General features: G+C 69.2%; 16 protein-coding genes. 8 read left to right on the forward strand and 8 right to left on the reverse strand.

Going from position 1 to position 15,784, the window contains the following annotated elements:
- Positions 1-8: 8 nt before the first annotated feature.
- Positions 9-809 carry a PTS sugar transporter subunit IIA gene (locus SLV14N_RS09750; RefSeq protein WP_208680599.1) on the reverse strand — a complete coding sequence of 267 codons (801 nt, stop codon included), beginning with the start codon at positions 807-809 and terminating at the stop codon, positions 9-11.
- 250 nt (positions 810-1,059) lie between these two features.
- Here SLV14N_RS09750 and SLV14N_RS09755 point away from each other — a divergent pair, with 250 nt between their 5' ends.
- From SLV14N_RS09755 to SLV14N_RS09775, 5 genes are all read left to right on the forward strand, one after another.
- Positions 1,060-2,097 carry a hypothetical protein gene (locus SLV14N_RS09755; RefSeq protein ID WP_263269047.1) on the forward strand — a complete coding sequence of 346 codons (1,038 nt, stop codon included), beginning with the start codon at positions 1,060-1,062 and terminating at the stop codon, positions 2,095-2,097.
- Between the two features lie 42 nt (positions 2,098-2,139).
- Positions 2,140-2,673 carry a hypothetical protein gene (locus tag SLV14N_RS09760; protein ID WP_263269048.1) on the forward strand — a complete coding sequence of 178 codons (534 nt, stop codon included), beginning with the start codon at positions 2,140-2,142 and terminating at the stop codon, positions 2,671-2,673.
- A gap of 173 nt (positions 2,674-2,846) precedes the next feature.
- On the forward strand, positions 2,847-3,437 hold the full coding sequence (locus tag SLV14N_RS09765; protein ID WP_093643421.1) for a helix-turn-helix domain-containing protein: 591 nt from the start codon (positions 2,847-2,849) through the stop codon (positions 3,435-3,437).
- Between the two features lie 224 nt (positions 3,438-3,661).
- A complete protein-coding gene (locus tag SLV14N_RS09770; RefSeq protein WP_263269049.1) occupies positions 3,662-4,609 on the forward strand; it encodes a DMT family transporter in 948 nt (315 codons plus the stop codon).
- Positions 4,610-4,625: 16 nt separating this feature from the next.
- Positions 4,626-5,870 (forward strand): MFS transporter, encoded by a 1,245-nt coding sequence (locus tag SLV14N_RS09775; RefSeq protein ID WP_263269050.1) that lies wholly within the window; start codon positions 4,626-4,628, stop codon positions 5,868-5,870.
- A 33-nt stretch (positions 5,871-5,903) separates the two neighbouring features.
- Here the strand turns inward: SLV14N_RS09775 and SLV14N_RS09780 are convergent, their stop codons facing one another.
- Positions 5,904-6,131 (reverse strand): DUF5133 domain-containing protein, encoded by a 228-nt coding sequence (locus SLV14N_RS09780; RefSeq protein WP_208680603.1) that lies wholly within the window; start codon positions 6,129-6,131, stop codon positions 5,904-5,906.
- 147 nt (positions 6,132-6,278) lie between these two features.
- Entirely contained in the window at positions 6,279-7,139 is an 861-nt protein-coding gene (locus SLV14N_RS09785; protein WP_263269051.1) for an RNA polymerase sigma factor SigF, read from the reverse strand.
- Positions 7,140-7,448: 309 nt separating this feature from the next.
- Here SLV14N_RS09785 and SLV14N_RS09790 point away from each other — a divergent pair, with 309 nt between their 5' ends.
- Positions 7,449-7,619 (forward strand): hypothetical protein, encoded by a 171-nt coding sequence (locus SLV14N_RS09790; RefSeq protein WP_018088795.1) that lies wholly within the window; start codon positions 7,449-7,451, stop codon positions 7,617-7,619.
- Positions 7,620-7,893: 274 nt separating this feature from the next.
- The gene (locus SLV14N_RS09795) at positions 7,894-8,067 is read left to right on the forward strand and encodes a CsbD family protein (protein WP_208680605.1); all 174 of its coding nucleotides are present in this window, start codon (positions 7,894-7,896) and stop codon (positions 8,065-8,067) included.
- A gap of 175 nt (positions 8,068-8,242) precedes the next feature.
- Here the strand turns inward: SLV14N_RS09795 and SLV14N_RS09800 are convergent, their stop codons facing one another.
- From SLV14N_RS09800 to SLV14N_RS09810, 3 genes are all read right to left on the reverse strand, one after another.
- Positions 8,243-9,445 carry an aromatic acid exporter family protein gene (locus tag SLV14N_RS09800; protein WP_263269052.1) on the reverse strand — a complete coding sequence of 401 codons (1,203 nt, stop codon included), beginning with the start codon at positions 9,443-9,445 and terminating at the stop codon, positions 8,243-8,245.
- Between the two features lie 266 nt (positions 9,446-9,711).
- Positions 9,712-10,572: a SigB/SigF/SigG family RNA polymerase sigma factor gene (locus tag SLV14N_RS09805; RefSeq protein WP_263273088.1), complete on the reverse strand. Its 861-nt coding sequence runs from the start codon at positions 10,570-10,572 to the stop codon at positions 9,712-9,714.
- Positions 10,573-10,918: 346 nt separating this feature from the next.
- Positions 10,919-12,115 carry an IS110 family transposase gene (locus tag SLV14N_RS09810; protein WP_265873041.1) on the reverse strand — a complete coding sequence of 399 codons (1,197 nt, stop codon included), beginning with the start codon at positions 12,113-12,115 and terminating at the stop codon, positions 10,919-10,921.
- Between the two features lie 269 nt (positions 12,116-12,384).
- On the opposite strand from SLV14N_RS09810, the gene SLV14N_RS09815 reads away from it, so the two are divergent.
- On the forward strand, positions 12,385-12,711 hold the full coding sequence (locus SLV14N_RS09815) for an STAS domain-containing protein (protein ID WP_369292819.1): 327 nt from the start codon (positions 12,385-12,387) through the stop codon (positions 12,709-12,711).
- Between the two features lie 282 nt (positions 12,712-12,993).
- On the opposite strand, the gene SLV14N_RS09820 is transcribed toward SLV14N_RS09815, so the two are convergent.
- Together SLV14N_RS09820 and SLV14N_RS09825 are read right to left on the reverse strand one after the other, a co-directional pair.
- Positions 12,994-13,542, reverse strand: a complete 549-nt coding sequence (locus tag SLV14N_RS09820) for a bacterioferritin (protein ID WP_208687801.1) — start codon at positions 13,540-13,542, stop codon at positions 12,994-12,996.
- 202 nt (positions 13,543-13,744) lie between these two features.
- Entirely contained in the window at positions 13,745-15,613 is a 1,869-nt protein-coding gene (locus SLV14N_RS09825; RefSeq protein ID WP_263269054.1) for a glycoside hydrolase family 15 protein, read from the reverse strand.
- Positions 15,614-15,784 lie beyond the last annotated feature (171 nt).

Below are 15,784 nucleotides of genomic sequence, written 5' to 3' on the forward strand. Positions count from 1 at the left end.
GCCGCCGCTCAGACGTCGTAGGTGGCGCGGAGTGCGCGGTCGACCTCGCGGCCGCTGGTGAAGTCCTCGACGACCGTGACCGGTACACCGACGTCGCCCAGCGTCCTGGCGATCTCCCGGGAGGTGAGGATCGCGACGGCCTCGGAGGCCTTGCCCTTGGCCGAGATGGTGTCGGTCGCCTCCACCGTCACATGGCGGGCCCAGCCCCAGCGGTCGAGCACCTGCTCCAGGGTGTTCTTGAGGAACAGGCTGGTGCCCACGCCGTTGCCGCACACCGTGAGGATCTTGTGGACGGCGGCCGCCCCGCCACGCGGGCGCGCACCGCGCTCCCCCGCCACCCCTGTCTCCGCCATCTCCCCCGTCTCCCCGGCTAGCACCGCACGCAGCGTCTCCGGATCGGCGGCCTCCTGGAGGGCCCGAGCCGTCGCCGGGTCGGCCAGCAGCTTCGCGAGGGCCGCCATCGCCGCCGTATGCGCCCCGGAGTCCTCGGCGGCCAGACCCACCACCAGATACACCGGGTCATTCGACGCATGGCCGAATTCCACCGGCTGCGCCAGGCGGGCCCATGACAGTCCGGTCCGGTGCACGGCGGGTGAGGGGCGGGCGTGGGCGAAGGCGAAGCCGGGCGCGATGACGATGTACGGCCCGTTCTCCTCGACGTTGCGGATCATCTCCGCGGTGTAGTCGTCGGTGGTGGCGCCGGTCTCCGTCAGCAGTCCGCCCGCCACACGTATCGCCGCCCGCCAGTCCGCCGCCCGGACGTCGAGGCGTACGGCCGCCACGGGGAGGAGATCACTCAGCGCTGCCATGGCGGGGACTCTACAGAGGCGCAGGTGATCGGCACACCGGTGCGGAAGCGGGAATTCCGGGAGATCTCCGCGCGGCTGCGGTCGGCGGCCAACTGCCGTACCGAGCAACGGACTTGACAGCTCCTGGTACGCGGAGAAGCCTGGTTCTTTCGGCAGTTGCCGGATGTCGGGGGATACCGGGGGATTCGGGGGAATCATGGTGAGGTACACGTCTGCGCGCACAACGGACCGGACACCGGCGGATACGGGAGTGACATCGGCGGATACGGGCAGGACACCGGCGGCCGACGGGGCCCGCACCGCGGCCGCCGCACGCCCGACGCCGCGGCTCCGGCGGCCGCGCCGGGCGGGCCGGGCCACCGCGCTCGGAGCGGCGGCCCTCGCCCTGGCGCTGCCGCTGGCGGCCTGTTCGTCGGACGGGGGAAACGAACTGCCGGCGGGCGGCGCCGGCAGTTCGGCGGCCGGTGCGGCGCCGTCCCCCGGCCCGACGCCGAGCGCCGACCCCGACGCCTACCGCAGCGCGCTGTCCGGCGCCCTCCGCCCCCTCAACAGCGCGCTGGGTACGGTCGACGGGGCGCGCGAGGGCACGTCGCTGAGCAAGGCGCTGGACACCGCCGCGACCCGGGCCGAGGCCGCCGCCGATGCCCTGCAGACGGCCGCCGCACCGGACGACGCCCTCGCGGGCAACAGTCAACTCACCACCGCCCTCCGCGCCTTGGGGCAGGACCTGCGCAGCGCCCGCGGCAACGATGGCCGCTGTGCCACCTCGCCCCGCGTCGAACTCGACACGGCCCACGGCCCACAGAGCGTCAAGGCGGCCGGCCGCGCGCTGAACGCCCTCGGCTATGACGCCTCGCTGCGGCTGCCGCGCACGGAGCGGGCCCGGCACCGGCGGCAGGCGAACGGCGCCTTCGTACGCGACGGAAGCCGGGGCGGTCTGGGCCGGCTGACCATCAACAACGGCACCGGCTCCGATGCGGTGGTGACCCTGACCCGCGGCACCCGGACGGCGTTCTCCGTGTACGTCCGCAAGGGCGCCAAGGCGACCGTACGCAGCGTCAACAGCGGCTCGTACACGGTGTACTTCACCACCGGTGAGGACTGGAACGGCCGGAAGAGCTCCTTCACCCGCGGATGCAGCTTCGAGAAGTTCGACGACAGGGCGAACTTCCGGACGGTGCGGGTGGCCGGCGGGACGCAGTACACGGTGCTGACCTTCACCCTGAACAAGGTGTTCGGCGGCAATGCCTCCACGAGTACGGTGCCGCCGGGCGAGTTCCCGTCGTAGCGGCGGCCGGTGCACCGCAGCGGCTCGGTATTGTGGCGCCGCGTGGGCGACAGCACGGTATGGACTCTGGCCATCGCGGCGGTGACCGGCGGCACGGCGGTGCTCGCCAGTTGGGTCACCAGCCGCGGCAGCACCCGGGCCGCCCGGATCCAGGCCGAGATCGCCGCGCGCTCACAGCGTGCCGAGCGGCTGCGGGAGAGCCGCCGCACCGCCTATCTGGATCTGATCGAACAGACCCACCGGATGGGCGAGTTGTTCTGGGAGGTCTCCACCGTGCTCCGGCTCCCCCGCTCCGAGACCCGCACCTCCACGCTCGGCGAACTGCAGGACCGGGAGGTCGCCGAGTACGCGAAGATCCGCCGCTGCGCACGGGTCGTCGAACTGGAGGGCCCGCCCGCGGCCGCCGCCGCGGCCCTCACCCTCCAGAAGGCCACCCGTCCCTTCTACGCCGCCATCAGGGCCGACCTCACCGGCGACCCCGAGGGCCACGACGCCTTCGATGCCGCCTACCGCCCCTTCTGGAAAGCCCTGGAGGACTTCGTCGACGCGGCACAGGACGCCCACCAGCAGGACTGAGGACAGCCACCGCGGCGGCGGCCCTGGCCCGAGGCCGGGAACGCTCATCCGCCGACCGAGCCGCCGTCCGGTGCGCCTCACCCTGCATGCGGCACGGCGCTCCGGCGACGGCAACCCCGGGCGGACGGCAGGACACGACCGGGCGCCCCGGCCTGCGGCATTAGGATGCGGGCATGGCAGACCCCGCCCCCTCCACCCCTCCCGCGCGGGATCCGGAACTCGGATTCCCGCCGCCCGGCGAGGTGCTGCACCGGCTCCGTACGCAGCGGGGGATGTCGCTTCGCCAAGTGGCGGCGGAGTGCGGGCTGTCCGTGTCCTTCCTGGCCGGTCTGGAGCGGGGCGAGACCGATATCGCGCTGGAGCGGCTCGGCCGTCTGGCCAAGGTGTTCGACCACGATGTCGGCTCGTTCCTGGGGTTCTCCCGGGGGCGGGCCACCCCCTCGGTGTTCCCCCGGGAGAAGCAGGAGACCCTGAACCGGGCGCCGGGTGTCGTCTACCGGGTGCTGCGCTCCCCGGAGCTCGGATATCAGGTGGTGACGGGGGACTTCGCACCGCACAGCGGCCTCACCGAGGACCTCCAGCACGAGGGCTCCGACCTCATCATGGCGACCCGGGGCACCCTGGTCGCCCGGTACAACGGCCGGGACCACGAGCTGCGCGCCGGCGACTGCATCCAGTGGTCGGCCGGCCATCCGCACACCTTCCGCAATGACACCGATGAGCCGGCCCAGATGGTCGCCGTGCTGTTCTCCAGCCTCTACTGAGCCTTTCCGCTCCCTCACTCCCTCCCCAACTGCCCCGCGGATGACGGTCCGTGGGGCTTTTTGCCGTCCGGGCCCCGGTTCGCGTTCCGGTTCGCGTTCCGGTTCGCGTTCCCGGGCGTGCGTCGTGACCAGCGCTGCGGCCCAGCGGGCCACAAACCCTCGCCGTGAACGATATTTTGCTCTACCGTGCATTTTATTGAACACGAACAGAGGGAGTGTCAGCAGTGATCAGTCCCAGTCCGCCGCTCGGGAGTGGCGAGCGGTCCGCGGCCCGGAGCGGTGTGCCGGACACCGCCGTACGGCCCGCGGGGCGCCTTGCCGAACTGCCCGCCCGCTTGGCCCTCGTGATCGTCTGGAGTTCGGGGTTCCTCTCCGGCACGCTCGGTCTGCGGTACGCGGCGCCCTACACCTTCGCGGCGTTACGCTTCGCCGTCGCCGGTCTGGTACTGCTGGCCGTCGCCGGGCTCCGCCGTCAGCGGCTGCCCCGGGGGCGCCGGCTGCTGCATCTGGCGGTCGCCGGAGTGCTGGTGCAGGCCGTGCAGTTCTCCAGCATCTACGCGGGGATGAACCTCGGAGTGCCGTCCGGGCCGGCGGCCCTGATCATCGGCCTCTACCCACTGACCGCCGCACTCCTGGCGGTACCACTGCTCCACGAGCGGATCTCGGCGGGCCAGTTGCTGGGCCTCGTCCTCGGGCTCGGCGGAGTGGCCCTGGCGGTCGCCGAGGGGATCCAGCTGTCCCTCAGCTCACTGCCGGGACTGGGCTTTCTCACGCTGGGACTGCTGGGCATCTCCGCCGGCACCGTCTACCAGAAGCGGTTCTGCGGGCAGATGGAGCCGGTGAGCGGCAATGCCGTGCAGCTGCTGGCCGCCTCGCTGGTGGTGCTGGTGCCCGCGCTCCTCGCCGAGGGCTGGGACGTGCGGTTCACCGCCGCGTACTGGCCGGTGCTGCTGTGGAGTGCGCTGGTCAACTCCGTCGTCGGCGTCGGTCTGCTCTACCGCCTCCTCCAGCGCCATGGAACGAGCCAGGTCAGCAGCCTGTTCCAGCTGGTCCCGATGAGCACGGCGGGGCTCGGTGCGCTGCTGCTCGGACAGCGGATCGGCCCGCTCACCCTCGGCGGGCTGGCGCTCGCCACGGCCGGCACCCTGCTCGCCCACCGTGTCCGCCACTGAACGCTCGGAGGCCCCTATGGACCAGTTGATGGACACCGGCCGGCGCGCTCCGGCCACCACTCCCCCGCACGTGGCCCGCCTGCGCCGGGCGATCAGCCTGTTCTTCGCCCTCGACGGCTTTGTGTTCGCGGGGTGGGTGGTGCGCATCCCCGCCATCAAGGAACAGATCCATGCCTCGGCCGGCGCACTCGGACTGGCCCTGCTGGGGGTGTCGGTGGGATCGGTCGCCACGATGCTGCTGACCGGCAAGCTGTGCCGCCGCTACGGCAACCATCCGGTGACGGTGGTGACGGCGGCCCTGCTGTCGCTGTCGGTCGCCCTGCCCCCGCTGACGCATTCGGCCCTTCATCTCGGCCTCGTCCTGCTGCTGTTCGGAGCCGCGTACGGGGGCCTCAACGTCGCCTTCAACGCGGCGGCCGTGGATCTCGCCGAGGCGGTCCGGCGCCCGATCCTCCCCTCGTTCCACGCGGCGTTCAGTGCGGGCGGACTGGTGGGCGCGGGACTCGGCGGGCTCCTCGCCCCGCAACTGAGCCCGCTGTGGCACCTGTTGCTGCTCACGGCGACCGGGCTCGTGGTCACCGCGTACGCGGGCCGGGTGCTGCTGCGGACGCCCGGACCGGCCACCGGCCAGGTCCCACGCCGCGACGGGACGGACGCGGCGCCGCAGCGCGGCCGGACGGCGGGGGGCCGTACCCGGCTGTTCGTCACGGGCTACGGGCTGATCACCCTGTGCACGGCGTACGGCGAGGGCGCGCTGGCCGACTGGGGCTCGCTGCATCTCTCCGCTGACCTGCACACGGGGCCGGGTGCGGCAGCGGCCGGATACGCGGTGTTCGCGCTGCTGATGACGGTCTCCCGGATGTCGGGCACCTGGCTCCTGGAGCGGCTGGGCGACACTCCCGTCCTGGTGGCCGGTGGTCTCCTCGCAGCGGTGGGAATGCTGGTGGGAGCGCTGGCCCCGCAGCTGTGGCTGGTGTACCTGGGCTACGCGCTGACCGGACTGAGCCTGGCCAATGTCTTCCCGGTCGCGGTCGGCGGCGCCGGCGCCCTCGCCGGCCCCCATGGGGTCGCGGTGGCGTCGACCCTGGGGTACTCCGGCATCCTGCTCGGCCCGCCGTCGATCGGGTTCCTCGCCGAGGTGTACGGGCTCCCGGGGGCGCTGACCACGATCGCCGCACTGGCCGCTTTGGCAGCGCTGCTCGGCCGGGTGGTCGGGCGCAGCCGGGTGACCCAGCGCGGCCGACGGCGGGCACCGTGCTGAAAGGAAGCGGCGGCCGGCGGGCCCGCCGGCCGGTCAGCCCGCGACGAGGGAGGCGCCCTTCACCCCGTCGCCGGGCGGCCGGTGGCGGGCGGCCATCAGTGCCGCGTCCACATCGCGGGTGCCGGTGGAAACGCACAGGGTGGAGGCGATGTCGTCCATCCGCCGGCGCACCTCGGCCTTGCCCTGCCGCGCGTGCAGCAACTCCAACGTCTCGTATTCCTGGACGAGTTCCCGCAGCACCGCAGGGTGGGCCATCGGCATCTTCCGGTTCCTTCCCGCACGAAGTGGCGTGACGAAATGGCGTCTGTCGTCCGCGGATGCCCGGTCCCCACCCCTCTTACCCATCAAAGGAAGTTGCTGCGCCGGATCAACGGGGCCCCGCATTTCCGCACACCGCGCAGGGCGGTCTCAGCGTTCGGTGAGCATGCCGGCACGAAGCTTCGACAGGGTGCGGGTGAGCAGCCGGGAGACATGCATCTGGGACACACCGAGCTCCTCGCCGATCTGCGACTGGGTCATCTCCTGACCGAAGCGCAGCTCGATGAGGCGCCGCTCCCGGGCGTCGAGCATGCCGAGCAGCGGAGCGAGCACATGGAAGTCCTCTACGGCCTCCAGCGCCGGGTCGTTCTCCCCCAGAACGTCGACGAGAGTGCGGCGCTGCTCCGACGGGTCGGGGTCGGCGGGCGTGTCGAGCGAACCGGCGGTGTAGCCGTTGGCGGCGACGATGCCCTCGATGACGTCGTCCTCCGACAGATCGAGGTGGGCGGCCAGTTCGCGGACGGTGGGGTCGCGGTCGAACTTGGCGGCGAGGTGCTCCTTGGCCTTGGCCAGGTCGCTGCGCAGCTCCTGAAGGCGGCGGGGCACATGGACGGCCCAGCCGGTGTCACGGAAGAACCGCTTGATCTCGCCCAGGATGTAGGGGACGGCAAAGGTGGAGAACTCCACCTCACGCGCGAGGTCGAACCGGTCGATGGCCTTGATCAGACCGATGGTGCCCACCTGGATGACGTCTTCCATGTCGTCGCCGCGATTGCGGTAGCGGCGGGCAACATAGCGCACCATCGACATATTCATCTCGATGAGGGTGTTACGCGCGTACTGGTACTCGTGCGTGCCCTCTTCGAGAGCCTGAAGCCGCTCGAAGAACTGCTTCGACAACTCCCTCGCGTCGCGAGGAGCCACCTTCTGCGGTTGCGTCACCTCCGGCAGTGCAGAGGCCGTGTGGGTCTGTCGCTGCTCGGTCGTGGTCTCGCTCACGATGGTGGTCATCTCGCCTTCCCGCGCGCCCGGCACCTGCGGACGCTGCAGCCGCCCGCCTACCCCAATCCATCCGGGCCATGCATTCGAAGTGGACGCGGAGTCAACAGCAGGCCGAACGGCGGTAGTTGTGAGGCCTGTGCGGCCGCAGGAGCCTCGTTCACCCCACAGCGCGGGCATGAACGCCCCAAAGCGCCGGCACGATGATTGCCTTTCCGGGGTAAGACGCGTCGGCCGCGCGAATGTGCCCGGTTTCTCTTCGAAGAAACGTTGTATGTGAGCCCCCGGGCCGGGCACACGATGTCTCGGAGGTTGATAACCATGGTCCCCCTGATTGTCGTTCTTCTGCTCGCACTGCTGCTTTTCGGCGCCGGATTCGCCCTGAAGGCGCTCTGGTACGTGGCGGTAGCCGTACTCGTCATCTGGCTGCTGGGATTTGTCCTGCGTTCCGCGGGAGCCGGCGGCAAGCGCGGCCGGTGGTACCGCTGGTAGCCGCCACAGCCCGCATATCCGGGGTGGGCCGGACAACACGGTGTTGTCCGGCCCACCCCGATATTTGCGTCTGCTGAGGCATCATCACCACTCCCCTGGAGAGACGAAGAGTACGGCCCGGGGCGTGCACTGCTCCCGCAGGGGACTCACCTCCATCGCAGTGTGCGCTCCGGGTCATCACCACTCCCCCATATCCACTCCCCGTATCCGCTCCGTCGTTTGACAGCGCCATGCGGGGGCACGCGAACAATGCCGCCAACGGAAGGACCGGACAATGAGTGCCAGCGAAAAGGCCAAGGCCCTCGCCGAGCAGGCCATCGGCAAGGTCAAGAAGGAAGTGGGACGAGCCGTCGGAAACGAAAGCGCCACCGCCGAGGGTTCCGCCAAGGAATCCAGGGGGGATCTCCGTGGAGCAAAGGAGAAGGCCAAGGACGCCTTCAGGAAATGATCGGGCGTAGTCGGCGCACGGAACGCGAAAGGGGCCACCGCTCTCCTGCGGTGGCCCCTTCTCCCTGTCCTTGCCCTCCCTGTTCGGCCTGTTCGGCCTGTCCGGCATGTCCGGCCTGTTCACCCCGTGCGGCCGTGTGGTGTACACCGGGACACCGTCTCGCGCAGCCGGCGGTTCACCGTTCGACATGGTGCTGGAGAACGTCACAGGTGTACTGGAACTCCTCCATCAGACGGGCGGCCTCGATGACCAGCACTCCATACGGGCGGCCGGGGTCCGTGAGCGGCAGGCCGTCCCGCTCCGCCTGTTCGGCCAGCCGTCGGCGGTAGTTCTGTGCCTCGTCGGCCAGTTGGTGCAGCTGGGATGTCTGGTCGCCGAGCCGGTCCTCGTCGAGGTCCGCGAAGACGCGGGTGATCCGGGAGAGGGACTCCAGGAAATCGGCGTAGCTCGCCAGAAAGGCGCCGTAGTGGTAACGGTCTTCGTCCGCACTCCATTTGTCCAGGCTGCGGGTCAGGGCGGCGAATTGGCGCAGGGTGCGCTCCAGCGCCTCCAGCACCGCGGCATACCCCTCGAAGTAGGTGTGTGCACGGCCGCGGCGGAAGAGCCGGCGCGGGTTGTAGTGCAGGCTCTCCCGGGCCATCCGCAGTCCCGTTCTGGCCTGGGTGACCAGTTCTCCGGTCTGTTCGGCCCGCGCCCGCCACCGCCCGGTGCGCTCCTCGTCGAGTCCCCGCTCACGCAACGCCGGGTAGATGTCGCTCACCAGGTCGCACAGGGCGTGTGCCAGGGTGCGGATGCCGTATTCGGCGCTGCGGTAGCGCAGCGGCGGCAGCACGGTGACGTTCACGAGGACGCCGATCCCGCAGCCGATGAGGACCAGCAGAATGATCTGCCCCAGCTGGGTGATCTTGTCGAGGGCCGAGGTGGCGGAGACATAGGTGGAGAAGGCGAAGAACGCCGCGGTGGCCACCTGGGAGCCCTGCGAGCCGAGCGCCGGCCACCGGCCGATGGTGAGCGCCACCAGCGCCACCAGGGCGAACGCCGGCACATCGGGTCCGACGAGAAAGCCCAGCGCGGCCTGCACCGCGACGCCCGCCACCACTGCGCCCACGTAGCGCGAGGACTGCAGCAGCGACTGGTAGACGGTCACCTGCATGATCAGCACTGCGGAGAACGGGGCAAAGGCGGGCGACTGTGCGTGCAGGACGTGGTAGGAGATCACCCAGGCGATCGTCGCCGCCAAGGTGCCCTTGGCGATGAGGAGCACCGTGGAACGCTCATGGCCCTCCGACCCCAGCGCCCGCCCCCACCACCGCCGGACGCGGGCCATCCGCCCCGTCCGGGCCGGTTGTGTCCGTCGCCCGCTGACTTCTCCGGCCATGCCGCCCCTTCGTCTGCTGCCCCATCCGCACGTCAGCGGATCTTCCGAAGCCCGGTACCCGGCCACAGTGGAACCATCCATGCCGTACGACAGCTGTGGTCCTGCCGACTCCCCTGCGGCGCGCCTCCTGTGCAGGGCCTCTGCGCTGCGCAGGAGTGGGCGAGCTCGCACAGGAGCGGGTGAGCCCGGCCCGGCACTGCGGGCGGCTTTCGTGACGCACCGTCGGGAGCTGTGCGGCCCGGATGCCGAAGGCGGACCCGGCGGGGTCACTGCTGGCCGAGCATGCCCTTGCGCAGCTGCTTGATGATGCGGGCGAGCAGTCGGGAGACATGCATCTGGGAGATACCGAGCACCGTCCCGATCTGGGCCTGGGTCATCTCCCGGTCGAAGCGCAGATGCACGATCAGCCGGTCACGCTCACCGAGCTGTTCCAGGAGTGAGGCCAGGGCGTACCGGTCCTCGACGTGCTCCGTGGCGGGGTCGGTCGCGCCGAGAAGGTCGGCGAAGGCGGGTGCGCCGGCGCCCTGCGTCGCCTCGCTGTCGCAGGAGAGGTGCAGGGAGACGGCCGTGTAGCCGTTGCCGGCCACGATGCCCTCGATGATCTCCTCCTCCGTGAGCTGCAGGTGCTCGGCCAGCTCTTTGACGGTGGGTTCCCGGTCCAGGAGGGCGGACAGATGCTCCATTGCCTGGGCCAGGTCGATGCGGAGTTCCTGCAGACGGCGCGGGACATGGACGGCCCAGCTGGTGTCGCGGAAGAACCGCTTGATCTCCCCGAGGACATGGGGAATGGCGAACGCCGCGAAATCCGTTCGGCGGGAGAGGTCGAACCGGTCGATGGCCTTGATGAGGCCGATGGTGCCGACCTGGACGATGTCCTCCATTTGGTCACTGTGGCTTCTGTACCGGGAGGCCACATAGCGCACCAGGGACAAGTTCATCTCGATGAGCGTATTGCGGGCGTACTGATACTCGGGAGTGCCCTCTTCGAGCTCCGCGAGCCGCTCGAAGAACAGCGGCGTCAGCGCCTTGGCGTCATGGGGAGTCACACTTCCGGTGTCCTCGATGCGCGGAAGCGTGGTGGAATATCTTCCGGCTCGCGGTGACGGGGCGTCACAAGGCGCCTGCAGGGGTGTGTCACATACGTCCTCGAAAACCGTGTTCATGCTCCACCTCCGGGATTCAGGTCGTTGAGCAGGCCTGTTGCCCGGCACTACGGCCCTTATGCGCAGCGGTGGAACAATCACCCCGCTGAGTGGCGCAGCCGGTGGACCGGAGAGGACCATCCGCGGAATTCCTGAATGATTCATGAGAATTGTTTCCGTCGCCGCGGCGCACTCCGGACAAGGGCGATCACGTCCGTTCCCGGACGCGCTGCGACGGCTGACGGCGGGGCCATACAGGGGACGGTCTTCGGCCTGGCCGAACCGGAGTCCGCACTAGAACCTGTGCCCGAAAGGCTTCCCAATGCTGATGTCAAGCCGCTGCCGTGACAGGTGGTGTGGCTTGATAGCACGCACCGTCACGAATCATGGCCCAGAGCACATTGACGCGACGGCGCGCGAGTGCCAGCAGCGCCTGCTTGTGCCCTTTCCCTTCAGCCCGTTTGCGCGCGTAGTACGCCTTCGAGGCCGGACAACTCTTCAGGCTCGACAGCGCGGAGAGATACATCGCGTTGAGCAGGCCGCGGTGGAAACGGCGGGGTCTGCGGAGGTTCCCGCTGACGCGGCCGGAGTCACGCGGGGCCGGTGCCAGGCCGGCGTAGCCGGCAAGCCGGTCGGCACTGCCGAACGCGTCCATGTCGCCGCCGGTGGCGGCGATGAACACCGCCCCCATCTGCTTGCCCATGCCGGGCAGGCTGAGGATCACCTCGGCGTGCGGGTGCTCGCAAAACCGGGCCTCGATCAGCGCATCGACTTCCGCGATCTCCTCATCGAGGGCCATCACCCCCTTCGCGAGGCGCACCACCATGGCGGCGGCCAGCTTCTCGCCGGGCAGGGACGTGTGCTGGCACTCGGCGGCCTCCACCGCTGTCCTGGCGAGTGCGGCGGCACTGCGGACCTTGCGGTTGCGCAGCCACGTCTCGATGCGCTTCGCGCCTGCCCGGCGGATCGCCGCCGGGGTCTGGTAGCCCGTCAGCAGAACGACGGGCCCCTTGTTGGTCAGCTCCAGATTGCGTTCCAACGCCGGGAAGATTTCCAGCAGTTGGGCCCGCAGCCGGTTGATCTGGCGAGTGCGGTCGCACATCAGGTCGGTGCGGCGGGTGGTGAGTGTGTGCAGGTCCACGGCAATCTCGTCACCGGGGCGCAGCAGGCCCAGGTCGCGGCGCATGCGGGCCTGGTCGGCGATGACGAAGGCGTCCTTGGCGTCGGTCTTGCCCTCGCCCCGGTAGGAAGCCGAGGCGCGGTGCACGGCCAGGCCGGTGAGGTAGGCCATCGGCTGGTCGTGGCTGAGCAACAGCCCGATCAGCAGGGCCGCTCCGCCGTGGTTGAGGTCGACGGCCCACAGCACATCGGTGTCGAGGGCCAGGACGTCGCCGATCAGTTCCAGCAAGGCCGTCTCGTCGTTCAGGACCCGGCGGGACAGCAGACGTTCGCCGTCCGCGTTGATCACCACGCAGTGGTGGTGTTCCTTGCCGATGTCCATTCCGGCCCATATTCGGGGCACAGTCACCTCCGCCAACTCATCGCACGTTCACAGCCCAGCAGACGACCTCGCCGACGTTGCCCTACACAGCGATCGAGTCGCATCTCCCAATTGGCGGTCGAGTCGTCGCGGGGCTCCGGGCGGCCAAGCCTTTCCGGCCATCTCACGGCGCTGCCATGCCAGCCATACCCGGAGCCCCCGAGTCCCGCTGATCTTACGAGTGACCAGTTCGAACCCAAGACAAGAAAGTAGGGCATGGCATTCTGTCGCCCATGTACGTTCATACACCGGCTGTGGTGACCCACGCTGTCGAGGACGAGGCCTTTGTCGTCCGCGTCAGCGGGTCCCTCGATCACGACAGCGCCCCTCTGCTGGAAGAGGCCTGCGCGCTGGCGGAGGATTCCGGCGTTCCACGTACCGTCGTCGATCTGTCGCTCACCGACTTCGCCGACTCCACGGTGCTGCATGCCCTGCTCGCCGCCCAGCGTGCCCATCACCGGCAGCAGCGCAAGCTGGTCGTCGCCGGCCCGTTCCACGAGGTCGTCCGCCGGCTCTTCGATGTCACCGGCACCGCCGGATACTTCACGCCGGCCGACGACATGCCGGGCGCGCTGGGATCCTGAGGCTCCCCGCCCTGCTCACCCGGGCCCGGAGCGGCGGACGCACCTACCGCCGCCCACCCTCACCCGGCATCACGAAGCACCTCCGCCGACCGCCATGATCAGGCCAATTACGCCGGATCGAGCACCGCTGCCGGCTGCCCCGCCCCCGTCCGTGCGGACCGGGGCGCGGCACCGACGGCCGTGATTCCCGGTCACGACAGCCCCCGAGGCGCCGTATTGCCGGCGGTGCCGTATTGCCGGCGGTGCTGCATTGCCCGCGGCGCCGTATGCCCGCGGCGCCCGTCAATCGGTCTTCCTGTCCTGGGGAATGCGTTCCAGCAGCCCCCGCAGATCGTCCGCGTGCTCTTCCTCCTGTGCCAGCAGTTCTTCGAATACGCGTCGCGTGGTCGGGTCGCCGTCACCCAGCCACTTCGCGATTTCCGTGTACGAGGCGATGGCCACGCGCTCGGCGACCAGATCTTCCTTGATCATCTCCAGGAGGTCGTCGCTGGCGTCGTACCCGGCGTGCGACCGCTGCGTCAGGGTTTCCGGGTTGAAGTCGGGCTTCCCGCCGAGCTGAACGATGCGCTGCGCCACCTTGTCGGCGTGTTGCTGCTCCTGTGTGGCGTGTTCCAGAAACTCTGCGGCGACCGGCTCCGAGTAGAGTCCGGAAGCCGTGTAATAGTGCCGCTTGTACCGCAGGGTGCACACGATTTCCGTGGCCAGCGCCTCGTTCAGCACCTGCAGAACGCGCTCCAGATCGGCTCCGTACGCTTCGGTGACCGGTCCCTTTTCGATCTCGCGGCGGGCGCGGTCGCGGAGGGTGGTGATGTCGGTGAGAAAGTCAGCCACGGTCTTTCTGCCCTTCAGTTTTCCTGGGATGGACAGCGCTTCGCTCCGGACATTGTGCTCCTGTGGCACCGCCGGTCAGTATGCCCGCAGTCGAGCCGGCAACGGACTCCATTCCGTCGGCAGCGGGCGTTTCCTGCGCGGCGGTATCCGAGGAACCCCGGAGCCGGCCGGTGGCGGGCGCCGGCGGCCGGGGAAGGGCGGCTCAGCCCATGAAGTCGTCCAGGCTGGTGGCCGCGCTGATCAGCGCGAGATGGGTGAGCGCCTGGGGGAAATTCCCCAGGTGTTCGCCCGTCATCCCTATCTGCTCCGCGTACAGGCCGAGATGATTGGCGTAGGTGAACATCTTCTCCAGCGCCACCCTGGCTTCCTCGATCCGGCCGGTGCGGGAGAGCGCCTCGACCCACCAGAACGAACAGATCGAGAAGGTCCCCTCCGTGCCGTCCAGGCCGTCGGGAGAAACCTTCGGGTCGTAGCGGAAGACCAGGCTGTCGGTGACGAGGTTCTCGCCGATGGCTTTCACGGTGGAGCGGAACCGCGGATCGTCCGGAGACAAGAACTTCACCATGGGCATCACCAGGAGCGAGGCGTCCAGAATGTGCTCCGGCGGCTGCCCCGGCTCGCCGCTGAGGCGTTGGACAAAGGTCTCTTCCTGCGCGTTCCAGCCCTGGTCCATGATCTGGTGACAGATCGTGTCGCGTACCGACATCCAGCGGCCCAGATCACCCGGCAAACCACGTTGCCGGGCCATTCTGATCATGCGCTCCACCGCCACCCAGCACATCAACCGCGAATAGGTGTGCCGCTGTTGTCCGGCACGGGTCTCCCAGATGCCCGCATCGGGGCTGTCCCAGTGCTCCAGCAGCCAGTCGAGAATGGCGCACAGATCCCTCCAGCTCTCATGTGAAATCCCGACACCGTGCTTGTTGAACAGATAGACGGAGTCGAAGAGTTCGCCGTAGATATCGAGCTGGAGCTGCCCGGCGGCACCGTTCCCGACCCGGACCGGGGCGGATCCTCGGTAGCCCTCCCAGTGGCCGAGGACATGCTCGGTCATTTCGGCATCGCCGTCGATGGAATACAGCACTTTTAGGGGGCCGTGGTCACCGTCGTGCGCAGGGCGCAGACACGAGGTCAGCCAGCTGATGAAGGCCTGCGCCTCGCGGGTGAAGCCCAGGCGCAGCAGGGCGTGGAGGGAGAAGGCCGCGTCGCGGATCCAGACATAGCGATAGTCCCAGTTCCGTTCGCCGCCGAGTTGTTCGGGAAGCCCGAGGGTCGGTGCGGCGACGATGGCTCCGGTCGGCTCATGGGTGAGGAGTTTCAGGGTCAGCGCGGAGCGGTGCACCATCTCGCGCCAGCGGCCGGTGTAGGTGGACTGGCTCAGCCACTGGCGCCAGCACCGTACGGTGGACCAGAACAGCTCCTCGGCAGCCCGGGTATCGACCAGATCGACGGCCGGTTCGGCGCGAGAGGGTTTGTCGGACTCCAGCACGAACAGCGCGGATTGGCCTTCCGCCAGGTCGAAGTCGCCGATGGCGTCCTGGCCTTCGGTCCGCAGGGTCACACTTGCCTGGAGCGAGAGTTCCAGCGCCTCACTGGTGAAACGCACACCGTGCGGCTGGGTTTCCACCTTGTGCGGGTCCCGGCCGTAATTCATCCGCGGTGCGATGACGGTCCGGATACGCGAACTGCCCCGCACGCTGACCACCCGCCGCACCAGACGTTGCCGATGATTCCGGTCCCCCTCCGCCCGTATCGGCATGAAGTCCTGGATCTCGACGATGCCGTTCTCGGTCAGCATCCGCGTCATGAGGATATTGGTGTCGGGAAAGTAGTACTGCTGGCGTTTGGCGACGTCGCCGACGGGGCTGATCTGCCAGTGTCCGCCGTTCCCGGCGTCGAGCAGCGCTCCGAAAATGCTGGGTGAGTCGAACCGCGGGGCACAGAACCAGCTGATCCGGCCGTCGGTCCCGACCAGCGCCGCGGTCCGCAGATCGCCGATCAGCCCGTGTTCGGCAAGGGGCAGATAGTCCTCGCCCACCACTCCGTCCGACGCCTTTTGCCGGTCGTTCATATCCCGCGCCCCCTGACGCTGACGCTTCTCCTGCCGTGCTGTCGCCTCTCATCAACTGTCCCTCTCGGCAAGGGCGGTACGGCCGCGGCACGCGGGAATCCGAACGGGCCGTCCGTACGCACCCGCCCGGAAATTCGCGGGCACCTACGCCTCGTCCGGCGGCGTCGGCCT

The organism is Streptomyces sp. Je 1-4 4N24 (assembly GCF_026239515.1).
Taxonomy (GTDB): domain Bacteria; phylum Actinomycetota; class Actinomycetes; order Streptomycetales; family Streptomycetaceae; genus Streptomyces; species Streptomyces nigrescens.